This window comes from Proteus sp. CD3 (genome assembly GCF_008808075.1).
GTDB lineage: Bacteria > Pseudomonadota > Gammaproteobacteria > Enterobacterales > Enterobacteriaceae > Proteus > Proteus appendicitidis.
The window spans coordinates 3,140,671-3,153,291 of the sequence record NZ_CP019686.1; the positions used below are offsets into that span (position 1 = coordinate 3,140,671).

Sequence of the window (12,621 nt, forward strand, 5' to 3'; positions counted from 1 at the left end):
GGTTATTTTCTGGTGTAATGTTACTCGAATAGCGCCTCTAAGTCGTCTTTATAACGCAAAAAAAGCGTGTTCAATATGAAATGGTATCGTTATTGACCCTATTCAATACAAATTGCGAAATATCTCACACAATAAAAGTAGTTAATATTACAGCAGAAAACAAACATAAAAGAGCAGACAGGCAAAACCTATCTGCTCTTCACAATACACAAATCAATTAAGCAGCAACAACAGCCATTGCAGTTAATGCAAAGAAGAACCCTGCAATCGTTGCACTCATTAAGTTAGAGAGTGTACCAGCCAGCACAGCTTTCATACCTAAACGCGCTACGTCTTTACGACGGTTTGGTGCCATTCCACCTAAACCACCTAGCAGTACAGCAACGGAAGAAAGGTTAGCAAAACCGCACAGCGCAAAGGAGATAATTATCTTTGTCTGCTCTGACAAGATGATTAAGCCTGATGCAGCAACTTGAGCCTCATCCTGTAGATATTTGCTAAATTCAGAGTAAGCATAGAATTCATTAATAACCAGTTTTTGACCAATAAAGGAGCCAGCAACGGTCGCTTCACTCCAAGGTACACCGATTAAGAAAGCAATAGGTGCAAAAACCCAACCTAAGACTAATTCTAATGAGAAATTCTCATAACCAAACCAGCCACCAATACCACCGAGAATACCATTGACTAATGCAATTAACGCAACAAAAGCAAGTAACATAGCACCGACGTTAAGTGCAAGCTGTAAACCTGAAGAGGCGCCCGCCGCTGCAGCATCAATAATATTTGCTGGCTTTTCTTCATCAGTCATTTTATCCAGCGCATCTTTTTGATCGTCTGGCGTTTCGGTTTCAGGGATCAATAATTTAGCAAAGAGTAAACCACCTGGAGCCGCCATAAATGATGCTGTAATCAGGTACTCTAATGGCACGCCCATACTAGCGTATCCAGCAAGGACTGAACCCGCAACAGAGGCTAGACCACCACACATAACAGCAAAGAGTTCTGAAGTTGTCATTCTTGCAATATAAGGGCGAACAACAAGCGGTGCTTCTGTTTGTCCAACAAAAATATTTGCAGTTGCAGACATCGATTCTGTTCGTGATGTACCCAGTACTTTTTGTAAGCCACCACCGAGAATTTTAATGACTACTTGCATAATGCCAAGGTAATACAGCACTGCAATTAGTGAAGAGAAGAACACGATAACAGGCAGTACGCGCAGGGCGAATACGAAACCGCCACCACCAAACAACTCGAACATTTTATCTGATACTAGCCCTGCAAATAGGAAGCTCATCCCATTATTGCCGTAATCAATAACATTCTTAACGCCATCAGAAACCGCAAGAAGCACCTCGCGACCACCGTCGGAATAAAGAACAAATGCACCTAAGCCAATCTGAATAAGGAATGCGCCACCAACTGTACGTAGTCTAATTGCACGTCGATTGCTGGAAAACAGAATGGCTATCAAGATTAATGTTGCCATTCCGACCAAGCTCATAATGAGTTGCATTGAAGGGTCCCTGTTCACATAAAAATTTAATGGATTATCAATAATGCCCTTGCCAGAGATTATTGACTCTTTTTGCCAGATAATTATACCCAGTCTAAGAAAAGAACCCTCGATATCCACCACAAATAGAGTCTGAAAAAAGTAACAAAAAAGTCATAAATGAGAGGTGTATCACACAAAAAGAGGAGAAAACGCATTTATTGAATAGGCTAAATAGAGAGAAAACATCATTCGATTAACAAACCATGTATTCCGCTTTAACTAGCAAAGTTTAATGCAATTCAAGAATTAGGTAATATTGTTAAGCCCAAATAATTGTAGGCTATTGAGATAGAGTTGCTCTGCAATCACCTCTGGTGATCCTTGACGCAACTCACAGAGTTGGGAAAAAACGTTCTGAATACGTTCAGGGCGATTAGGCTCACCTTGAAAACCACTCACAGGCATATCAGGAGCATCTGTTTCTAATAACAGAAATTCTAGTGGTAACGACGCAATTGCACGGCGCGTTTTCTGCGCTCGCTCATAAGTAATAGTTCCACCAACGCCAATAAAATAGCCTTGCTGAATAAACTTTTCTGCCTGTTGCAGACTTCCTGCAAAACCATGAATAACCCCTTTGCGAGGCACATCATAACGGCGTAAAAGCGCACTTAACTTATCGTGAGTTTTACGTGAATGCAGGATCACCGGCAAATCAAATTCAATTGCGAGTTTAAGCTGTGCAATTAAAAACGCCTCTTGCTTTTCAGGCTGAGGATTATCCATATAATCATCAAGCCCTATCTCTCCGATGGCAACACAACGAGAAGTTGTTTTTAATTTCTGTTTTAATTCCAAGAGATGCTGTTCAGTGTGCTCTTCAATATATAAAGGGTGTAACCCCAATGCACAATATAATTGATGATGATTATTAGCTAACTCTGCAACAACATCAAAATTCCAACGTGCAACAGCGGGAATAATTATTTTTTCAACATGAGCTTGATGCGCTAGTGACAAGCTGTTGGCCAGATCATCATAAAAAACAGGAAAATCAAAATGGCAGTGAGTATCAATAAATTTATTCATTCTGAATTTGCCTCACGTCAGGATGTACGCTCCGCGTTCCCTGCTGAATAATAGAAGCATTCTCCGCTTTATCAGCCTTCGCTTCTTCTTCAAACAAGCTAAAGACTTTTTTATCATACTGTTTGAATTTTTTCTTAGCGAAATGTTGACCAATTGTCGCCAGAAAATAGCGCCCACAACGTCTACCCACATGATAATCATGATTTAATGCATTCAAACGACTTCCTAATGCACTAGATTGCAATGTCGTTGGTGGATATATTTCAATAACTACAACATCTTCTGGGGGAGATTGGATAAATTTAATGGTGTCGGTATAAGTTTCGATATGTATTTGTGCCATCTCCATAAAGCGCTGCAAACGGCTATTTTCAAACCATCTCCCCATACGATCAACCCATTCTGTTGTGTATTGATATTCAGAAGGAACGGTACGAACAACGACAATGGTACGACAGCCACGTCGATAAGCTTCTCTCACAGGAATAGCATCACTGATACCCCCATCATGATAAACAACATCATGAAATAAGACACCATTTCGATAAAAAGCAGGAATAGCGCTGGATGCTTTGATTATATCAAGCCAAGTCGGTTCATCGGGCTGAAAGTAATTTGCCTGAAAATTATCAGAACGACTTGCCACCATATAAAATTCGCGGCCCGCATCAAAACGGCGTAATGCTGTTGGTATATCAAGAGGCATCTCTTTGGCTGTCGTGTCTATATACCAATCAAGATCGAGTAAATTACCGCCACGGACAAAGCGAATGGGATTGAAGAATTGGTTATTGGTTGTATAGCGATTAATAATTTTACGTGCATACCCACGCTGACCACAGGCAAAAGCAGATAAATTTTGCGCCCCTGCAGATACCCCGAGTAAAATATCAAAGGGATCAAATTGTGATCGCATAAATTCATCAAGGACACCCGCAGTAAAGATCCCACGTTGCCCCCCGCCTTCACAAACTAAAGCAACTTTACCTTGTGGTAATGATGATTGAAATTCGAGTGCTGTAATATTATTTAATGTGACAGGTATATACTTCCCCATAATGTCTCCTTTATACAACTTAACAAAGGATACCCTCACATTTTTTTGACGTCATTAATTTTACGTATTCATACAAATAAATTAGACACTATCTTCTTAGCGTATGACTAGCATAAAAGAAAATCATATTATGATTTGATATTTACATCTGAGTCTACGCTTTTAACACCTTCAAGTTTTTCAATAACTTGTAATATTTTTTCTTCTTGCGCTTTACTATCAACAAAACCTGAAAGAAAGACATGTCCAAATTCAGTACGAATAGAAATATTGTCACTATCGATGTCTTGCATTGGCAATAGCGTCTCTTTAATTTTATTAGAAATAGAAGTATCACTTAAATAGTGACCTGTATTATTCCCATTATTATTAATTTCGTTATACCACGATGTTTCAGCTGATGCGCCCATACTGACAAAAGCTAAACTCATTGACATTACTAGCGCTAATTTTAGCGTTTTATATTGTTTCATTGCTCTCCCCCTAATCACAATAACGGCGATAGGAAATATGTGTGTTTTAATATCTGTATTTTTATGAAGTACTACAAAATTTTAACAATCCAAGCTATTACACTAATAAGCTATTAGAGTTAAATAAAGCAAAAAATAACAAATAAAGACTAATCCTAATTATTTTATTCTAATAATAACTAATAAAACTATAAAAAAAATTACATATATTTATAAATAAGTATAAAAACGGGCATCATGTTAGCAGAAAAAAACAGGAGTAATTCCAAATGAAGAAGGGTTTTTCGGTAGGATATTAGGGGTATGCAAAACACATTTAACAAAGAAAATCGGTTCTTTCACTGAGGTTTATTAAGAGTAAATACTCAACAAAGCGAAGAAACAAAAAAGGCTATATTAAAAATATAGCCTTTTCATTAAGTTAAATACTCAGAATAAGTCTAGATGCAGCTTCAGCATTCTTACACTAAATAATTCGAGCTGTAACTAGGCGACAAGTGAATGAGTCGCTAGGAGCATACAAAAGTATGTGACTAGTGCGAATGAACGTAGTCAACAACGCTACAACTTGAAACATAACAACACTCTTACTCTAAATAATTCGAGCTGTAACTAGGCGACAAGTGAATGAGTCGCTAGGAGCATACATAAGTATGTGACTAGTGTGAATGAACGTAGTCAACAACGTTACAGCTTGAAGTATGACGAGTAAGAACGAGTAAGAACGAGTATTTAGTGTTCACGGGTCTGATGGAATTCAACCTCAGGATAACGCTCACGCGTTAAATTCAAGTTAACCATCGTTGGTGCGATATAAGTTAAATTATCGCCACCATCAAGTGCCAAGTTTTGTTCGTTTTTACGTTTAAACTCTTCGAGTTTTTTCTCGTTATTACACTCGACCCAGCGTGCTGTTGAAACGTTAACGGATTCATAAATCGCTTCAACGTTATATTCACTCTTCAATCTTGCCACAACCACATCAAACTGAAGCACACCGACAGCACCTACGATTAAATCGTTGTTCGCCAGTGGTCTAAAGACCTGTACAGCACCCTCTTCTGATAGCTGTACCAACCCTTTAAGTAACTGCTTCTGTTTTAACGGATCACGTAAACGAATACGGCGGAACAATTCTGGGGCAAAGTTTGGAATACCTGTAAACTTCAGGATCTCGCCTTGGGTAAAGGTATCACCAATTTGAATTGTACCGTGATTATGAAGACCGATAATATCCCCTGGATATGCATGTTCAACGTGAGAACGATCGCCTGCCATAAAGGTTAATGCATCAGAAATCACTACATCTTTTTTAATTCGAACTTGGTGTAATTTCATTCCTTTATCATACATACCAGATACAACGCGTAGGAATGCAACACGGTCACGGTGTTTAGGGTCCATATTGGCTTGGATCTTAAAGACGAAACCTGTGAACGTTTCTTCCGAAGCGGTAACTTCACGCATATCTGTTTGGCGAGGCATTGGTGCTGGCGCCCATTTTACGAGGCCATCAAGCATATGGTTAACACCAAAGTTACCTAATGCAGTACCAAAGAACACTGGGGTTAATTCGCCAGCTAAAAATGCCTCATGATCAAATTCATGAGAAGCACCTAATACTAACTCTAATTCATCACGTAATTGACTTGCTAAATCATCACCAATAGCTTCATCAAGCTCTGGGTTATCTAACCCTTTGATGACGCGAGAATCCTGAATGGTATGTCCTTGCCCTGTTTGATAAAGATAGGTTTCATCTTTCAGAATGTGATAAACCCCTTTGAAGAGTTTTCCGCAACCAATAGGCCAAGTCACAGGGCTACACGCAATTTTTAATTCTGTTTCAACTTCGTCCATGACTTCCATTGGATCACGAATATCACGGTCGAGTTTATTCATAAAAGTCAGAATTGGCGTATCACGTAAACGTGTTACTTCCATTAACTTACGAGTACGATCTTCGACCCCTTTAGAAGAGTCAATAACCATTAAACAGCAGTCAACTGCGGTTAAAGTACGATAAGTATCTTCTGAGAAGTCTTCGTGCCCTGGGGTATCTAATAAGTTAACTAAGCAATCTGCATAAGGGAACTGCATGACTGAGGTTGTAATAGAAATACCACGTTGTTTTTCCATTTCCATCCAGTCAGACTTTGCATGCTGATTTGAACCACGACCTTTTACGGTTCCTGCACGTTGAATTGCTTGTCCGAATAACAACACTTTTTCAGTGATGGTTGTTTTACCCGCATCGGGGTGGGAAATAATGGCAAAAGTTCTACGACGAGCAACTTCTTGCTGAAAAATAGGATTAGACATCAATGGTGATCTTCTAGTTGATAGACGAGAGAATGTAAGACACTGATATATTTCTATAAGTAATAATTAAAGTGACTATAAAGACATTCAACCCGTAAGTTAATCTTAATTGGCGCTTATTTTCGCCTATCTTGCCTGTATACACAATCAATGGTTGCGTAATTGGTTACCATTTCTACAATTTAAACTGCAATACTCACTCTTGTAACAGTTAATATTGTAACAAGAGAACAGCATGGAAGTGTTCAACACGACATAAATGTCTATTTTTTAGAAATCATATACCGAGAACATCTTTCAGCTTTTCTAGGGCTTGTGCATGTTTTTCATTCGGCATTCTTGCCAAATTGATTTGTTTCCATTTGATGGCAGGAAGCTCACTGGCTCCATCCAAGCCGAGTAAAGACCAATTAGGCTTTCGATTTTTAAAGGATAGCAAAAAATCCTTTTCAATATTGGTCATTCCTTGGTGAATAAGGTCTACTAGGCGCACCCTTACGGCTTCTAGTTCCGCCAACGGAACATCCGTCTCGGCCATATTGGTAAATTCACCTTCATAGGTGGCAGTAATATCCTTAAATTGCGGACTGAGCAATTCAGCCATTGGCCGATTATGACTTGATAAATAGACGAGTAATGCTTTACGAATTTCATCCGTTAGCCCTTCATTCTCAAAAAGCCACTTAACATCAAATAAGTCTCTTGGATGCTGTCTATCCAATGCTGCACATATCTTTCCTGCATAAAGATCAGCTAGATCAACAACAGGCATTTCAACATAACCAAATTCGTCTTCTACGGCTGTACAAACTTCCATCAACTTTGGTTCATAAACAGTACCGCGCAATACTGGTGATAGCTCGACTTTGATCTGCACACCATTGCGAGCAACGATCAACCTCAGGGCATCGCGTTTTGACCGATAGGCTTCTGTTAGCTCGACGTCTTTAAACGCTATTTTTAAATCCGCGCTAATAGCATCAAGAGCATCACAGATTTCCTGTAAAGCATCATCACGGCTTTTCATTGGCAGATACACCAAATCAATATCGACCGATAAACGAGGAAAGTCTCTGACAAATAAATTGATTGCCGTACCACCTTTGAGCGCAAAGCATTTCTGTTTGGCAACGAAAGGCAATACTTGTATCAAAAGCTGTACTTGTTTGTAATAAATACTATTTCTATCCATACTAAACTGATCCTTTACTTGCCAATGCCATATGCTGAGGTACTGTTATTAGATACTCTGTATCTAACTTTCCACCTTTAGCAACAACACGTTTACCTGAGCCTAAATCGTAATTTTCTACATTTAATTTATCAAACCAAGAATAAGCTTGGCGTTTTGCAAGCCAAAAGAACAAGCGTTTGACTTTTACGCTTTTACACGCTTTTAAAAGCGTATCAAGCTTTCTTGGAGATAAGTTTACCAACCCCTGCATTAACTCATCGGCATGTTCAAATGACACACTTTCAGGCAAATCTACCAACACCTCTAATATGGCTTTTTCCGGACATGAAAAATACACAGGTGGCAATTGCTCTTCCCATTTATACTCTTTAACGAATGCTCTATCTTTTAATAAGCTATCAGGCCAAAGTTTACTTGTACTATGCCCCTCGAACTTAATTGGTAATGACAGTCTCGCAAGCCAGGAGGGAAGCTTTCTCGCTGCATATAAATGAATATGAGGTGTACTCCCTAATGACAAATATTGTGACAAACCAGATATGGAAAGCGCTGACAATCCACCGACCACAACAGGCGGAAGTTGTTCATCTACATTTTTATCCATCATACGCTGCATAGAAGCTACTACGCCTTCCCAAGTGACAGATCGGGAATACTGGCTGTAAACACCTGTAGCTAGTAGCAATAACGTATCGGTTTTGACAGCGTTATCTAATGAATGAGCACTCAAGCCCTGCTCTGCAAGCCATTTCTTTGTAGCTAACATGCCATAAGGTAAAAGAGTTTTAAGAGACTGTTTATAAGACTCTTTCGCCGTTTCTCGCTGGGAATGACTAATCATTTCTAAACACCAAATCCTTTCTCTAGTTTATCTTTTTATCATTTTACGGCTGGAATCGCCGTAAAACCTAAATTTAGTAAACTATCATAATAAGAAGTGGTTTACTATTCTTTCCATTCACGGCGGAAATCGCCGTATAATAGCCAATTCTTAAACCACACTACTAAACCCACACGACTAAAACCTAGAAGGCTTACTTAGTTTAGTCTATGAGTAACATCTGCAATACTTTGGTTTGTTTGCTTTATAAGAACCAATCTAGCTATCGCCTTATAAAGCAACCTTGTTTTCATTGAAACGCTTAACGTACCTATGTTGACTAAAAATTTTACAAGCTACCTTTATGAGCAACTAATAAAGCAAAGAATTAGCCTATTTATTTTAGGTTAAAATCGGGATTGAATATAAGGATCAAAATAAATCCTCCTTTATTTGGATTTAATTTTGTCTATATTTAGAGATTAATCACTTTATTTAAAACAAAAATAAATATTCAATTTACTTATTTTAAATACTATTCACCTTTTCAACATAGTTATAATCACCTAACGTTTTAAAATTAAACAATGACAAAAGTGAAATTAACTTGATAAATTTACATTAAGTAAAAATAAAGATAAATTTTAAATACAATTAATAAAAAATAAAATTCTAAGACTTAAAATAAAATAAAAAAAACGCCTAATAGAAGGCGTCTTAAATTTAACTTAAATAAAGATTTAATTAGAAAGAAATAGGATAAGCCATGATAATCGCATCTTCATTTCCCGTCTTTGTTGGGTAATAGTTTTTGCGCTTCGAAACGAAATTAAATCCTATAGATTCATAGAGATTGAACGCTTTTTCATTAGATTCTCGCACCTCTAACCACAGAGTCGTGATATTTTTTTTCTCAAGGGTTTCAATTAGTTCCAGTAACAACGCTTTACCATAACCTTTCCCCTGATAATCAGGGTGAATCGCAATATTAAAAAGGGTTGCCTCATCTAATATTAATTGCGTAATTGCAAAACCTACAATAATATTATCAATGCAAATTTTCAGATTAAAATAATGACTTCCTTGGTTACTATAAAATGTTTCTTCACTCCAAGGAAATGAATGACTTAATTTTTCAATTTGCCATGCTAAAGGTAAATCAGCAGGGTTTAAGGGTGAAATGGTCTTCATATTGATAGATTTGTTTCCAAAGATCGCGTTTTGCATCAGCATCAAAATATAACTGATGTAATGAAGGGCTTCTCAGAGAAGTATATTCAGAGGGAAGTATGAGGTCAGTGCCTAATAACCAGCAGGGAAGATCAAATGATTCTGTGAGCATGCTCACATCATCTGTTGTAATACAATAGATTTCGTCTTTATCTATCCCCATGGCGCTAAAAATATCAGAGAAAAGCCCGTTATTTAGATCAACGGTATCATCAGTAATGATAAGTAAACGTGTTGTATCCGGAAATTGAACAGAATGCTCGCCTTTTAACACAGCAGGCTTACGAAGTACCCACTGACGAATTCCAAGTTGGGATAACATTCTGTCTTTACGGCTCATTATGCTTACCTATCAAGTGTAGAACAACGGTACATAGTATCAGAGGGCATAAACTACGCCAATAAATAGCGTCGGTTTCTTTATATCTGATATCATGCGTCTCATGTTTTTTAAGGAGTAATAATCATAATGTCCTCACTGTCCCCTGCTAGCGAAGTTATTCTTCGTCACCTAGATCATTTCGCAGACAGGCATGTACTTATTGCAGGTGATCTTCAAGATACTTTTGCGGCACAAATTCAGGCGAAGAGTGTCCGTGCATATACCAACCAATATCACCAGTGGCTACCATTACTAAAATCAATGGGTGATAACGCACTCTTTGGTTTAGTTGCTGATCAATCCTTTGTTAAATATTGCAATACCTTGATCTATTTTTGGCCTAAAAATAAAAACGAAGCCACTTTCCAACTGCGTAGCCTTTGCTCTAACTTACAAGTGGGTACTGAAATCTTTATCGTCGGTGAAAACCGTAGCGGTGTTAAAAGTGCCACAGAATTAATGAACGGCATCGCTAAACTTAAAAAAATAGATTCAGCACGCCGTTGTAGCTTATTTTTTGGTACTCAAACATATCAAACACTGTTTGACCGTAATAACTGGTGGCAAACTTATCGCCATGACGATCTTACTGTAATGGCATTACCGGGTGTCTTTAGCCAAAATGCATTAGATGAAGGTAGCCGTTTATTACTCTCTACTTTTGATGATGCAATGGTAGGGGATTTACTGGATATGGCATGTGGTTGTGGTGTTATTGCCACTGTACTTGGTAAGAAAAACCCAATGTTGAAACTGACACTGTGTGATGTGAATGCTGCGGCAATTTCTTCGAGTATCGCCACCTTAAACGTAAATGAATTAGAAGGGCGAGTGATTGCGAGTAATGTCTATTCAGCGGTTGAAGAAACTTATGATTGGATAATCTCAAACCCACCTTTCCATGATGGTTTAGGTACAAGCTATGAAGCGGCTGAAGATATTATTCGCCTTGCACCAAATTATCTAAAAAGAGGCGGTAAATTACGCATTGTAGCGAATGCATTTATCCCTTATCCAGATATACTGGATCAGGTATTCGGCTCTCATGAAGTGCTTGCATCTACAAGTAAATTCAAAGTTTACCAAGCAACTAAAAAAGAGTAATCACAAGCCCTGTTATTTTATAACAGGGCTTTATTTTTGGACTGATTTTAAGTAATGCTCCAAGGCGTTTTATTTTTCATCTTCAAGGTAATTTATTGATAAAAAATAATTGACGCCAAAAATAAAAGGCATAGAATTCGCTTCCTGTCTGAATGCGAGAGTGGCGGAATTGGTAGACGCGCTAGCTTCAGGTGTTAGTGTCCTTACGGACGTGGGGGTTCAAGTCCCCCCTTTCGCACCAAACAGACAATGTATGTAAAATTAATTGAGTAAGACTGCGAGGATGGCGGAATTGGTAGACGCGCTAGCTTCAGGTGTTAGTGTTCTTACGGACGTGGGGGTTCAAGTCCCCCTCTTCGCACCACTCAATAACCCTTCTTTTTTTCTGTAATAACACCCTTTCGATTACACGCTGAATATTCTTTTCTCTATCCGTAATACGCGACTAAAAGTGTCATCAAGCTATAGGTTAATACAACGCCTGCGGGGATCATTACCCACATTTGTAATTTTTTGTGGAATAACATAAATGTTGATAACAGCATTGAAACGACTAAAACCAGCGTAAATGCAGCCGTTCCTGCAATAGAATGCATAATCACCGTTAGTAAGGAAGAAATAGCCAACATTTCCCATAAACTAATACGAGATGTCCAAGACGTAACTGGAGATAAGCGCGTTGGTTTAGCCATAATAACCCACCATTAATGATAATGATTTTCATTATTATATAACCACCATGCTAAATCAACTTATATAAAGAAAAAAACTTACCTTATATCCTTATTTTTTAAATGGTTATGTCTATTTTTTAGTATGGTATATAAAAAATGCCTTATCATTTTCACGATAAGACATTGCATTTTATTATGTTGTTATCGTAGTCAATAAACGAAATTAAGTGTTATTTGTCTCGATAAAATGAAAGACTAAATGAATATCTTCAGGCTCTCTTTCATAAAGTTCAGGATCAGGAATATCAATTAAACGACACCCTAAATGCTGATAAAAATTCACGCTATTTTCAGAAGGTGTTGATGAGATATATAACCCACCAGCCCCTTTTTTCTTCGCATATTCCACACAATAATCAAATAATATTCGCGCTAAACCTTGCCCACGTTGCTGGTGGCTAACATGTAAAAAAGAGAGTTGAAGTAAAGCGTTATTTTGACCCCGTTTTTGTGGATCAACACTTGCTGCTGCGACCAACTGATCTTGTTTAAAAACACCCCAGAAAGCGGCACCTCGATCAAAACTTTCAAGTAAAACAGGTGTGTAATGCTCTGCTTCACCTTCTGGCCAACCTTTCATATCAAAGCGTTGCTCTGATAAACGCAACGTTCCTTCTTTTAAGACATATAGCTTTTCAATAAGCTCGGTTCTATCAATTGCCCATACTTGTGGGATTTCATTTCGTGTTAATTGACGAATAGTGTATTTCATTA

12 protein-coding genes and 2 tRNA genes are annotated in these 12,621 nt (G+C 38.0%); 3 read left to right on the top strand and 11 right to left on the bottom strand.

Annotated features, from left to right (window positions below):
* Nucleotides 1-217 precede the first annotated feature (217 nt).
* The 9 genes from BTA34_RS14045 to BTA34_RS14085 all read right to left on the bottom strand — a co-directional run bounded on the left by BTA34_RS14045 (nt 218) and on the right by BTA34_RS14085 (nt 10,027).
* Complete coding sequence (locus BTA34_RS14045; RefSeq protein ID WP_151436099.1) at nt 218-1,519, bottom strand: NupC/NupG family nucleoside CNT transporter; 1,302 nt, start codon at nt 1,517-1,519, stop codon at nt 218-220.
* Nucleotides 1,520-1,807: 288 nt separating this feature from the next.
* Nucleotides 1,808-2,590 carry a TatD family hydrolase gene (locus BTA34_RS14050; RefSeq protein ID WP_151436100.1) on the bottom strand — a complete coding sequence of 261 codons (783 nt, stop codon included), beginning with the start codon at nt 2,588-2,590 and terminating at the stop codon, nt 1,808-1,810.
* Nucleotides 2,583-3,647, bottom strand: a complete 1,065-nt coding sequence (locus BTA34_RS14055; RefSeq protein ID WP_151436101.1) for a patatin-like phospholipase family protein — start codon at nt 3,645-3,647, stop codon at nt 2,583-2,585. Before BTA34_RS14055 ends, BTA34_RS14050 begins: the two co-directional genes overlap by 8 nt.
* Nucleotides 3,648-3,775: 128 nt before the next feature.
* A complete protein-coding gene (locus tag BTA34_RS14060) occupies nt 3,776-4,120 on the bottom strand; it encodes a BON domain-containing protein (protein WP_151436102.1) in 345 nt (114 codons plus the stop codon).
* A gap of 732 nt (nt 4,121-4,852) precedes the next feature.
* Nucleotides 4,853-6,442, bottom strand: a complete 1,590-nt coding sequence (prfC, locus tag BTA34_RS14065; RefSeq protein WP_151436103.1) for a peptide chain release factor 3 — start codon at nt 6,440-6,442, stop codon at nt 4,853-4,855.
* 277 nt (nt 6,443-6,719) lie between these two features.
* The gene (locus tag BTA34_RS14070; RefSeq protein ID WP_151436104.1) at nt 6,720-7,634 is read right to left on the bottom strand and encodes a nucleotidyl transferase AbiEii/AbiGii toxin family protein; all 915 of its coding nucleotides are present in this window, start codon (nt 7,632-7,634) and stop codon (nt 6,720-6,722) included.
* 1 nt (nt 7,635) lies between these two features.
* Complete coding sequence (locus BTA34_RS14075) at nt 7,636-8,478, bottom strand: type IV toxin-antitoxin system AbiEi family antitoxin (protein ID WP_151436105.1); 843 nt, start codon at nt 8,476-8,478, stop codon at nt 7,636-7,638.
* 723 nt (nt 8,479-9,201) lie between these two features.
* Nucleotides 9,202-9,648 (bottom strand): ribosomal protein S18-alanine N-acetyltransferase, encoded by a 447-nt coding sequence (rimI, locus tag BTA34_RS14080; protein ID WP_151436106.1) that lies wholly within the window; start codon nt 9,646-9,648, stop codon nt 9,202-9,204.
* Nucleotides 9,617-10,027 (bottom strand): DNA polymerase III subunit psi, encoded by a 411-nt coding sequence (locus BTA34_RS14085; RefSeq protein ID WP_023582915.1) that lies wholly within the window; start codon nt 10,025-10,027, stop codon nt 9,617-9,619. Before BTA34_RS14085 ends, rimI begins: the two co-directional genes overlap by 32 nt.
* 129 nt (nt 10,028-10,156) lie before the next feature.
* On the opposite strand from BTA34_RS14085, the gene rsmC reads away from it, so the two are divergent.
* From rsmC to BTA34_RS14100, 3 genes are all read left to right on the top strand, one after another.
* Nucleotides 10,157-11,173 carry a 16S rRNA (guanine(1207)-N(2))-methyltransferase RsmC gene (gene rsmC / locus BTA34_RS14090; protein WP_151436107.1) on the top strand — a complete coding sequence of 339 codons (1,017 nt, stop codon included), beginning with the start codon at nt 10,157-10,159 and terminating at the stop codon, nt 11,171-11,173.
* A 154-nt stretch (nt 11,174-11,327) separates the two neighbouring features.
* Nucleotides 11,328-11,414: transfer RNA gene (locus tag BTA34_RS14095), tRNA-Leu, on the top strand.
* Between the two features lie 36 nt (nt 11,415-11,450).
* Nucleotides 11,451-11,537, top strand: a tRNA-Leu gene (locus tag BTA34_RS14100).
* A gap of 64 nt (nt 11,538-11,601) precedes the next feature.
* Here the strand turns inward: BTA34_RS14100 and BTA34_RS14105 are convergent.
* On the bottom strand, nt 11,602-11,865 hold the full coding sequence (locus BTA34_RS14105) for a DUF1435 family protein (protein WP_151436108.1): 264 nt from the start codon (nt 11,863-11,865) through the stop codon (nt 11,602-11,604).
* A gap of 205 nt (nt 11,866-12,070) precedes the next feature.
* Nucleotides 12,071-12,619 carry a GNAT family N-acetyltransferase gene (locus BTA34_RS14110; protein ID WP_151436109.1) on the bottom strand — a complete coding sequence of 183 codons (549 nt, stop codon included), beginning with the start codon at nt 12,617-12,619 and terminating at the stop codon, nt 12,071-12,073.
* Nucleotides 12,620-12,621 lie beyond the last annotated feature (2 nt).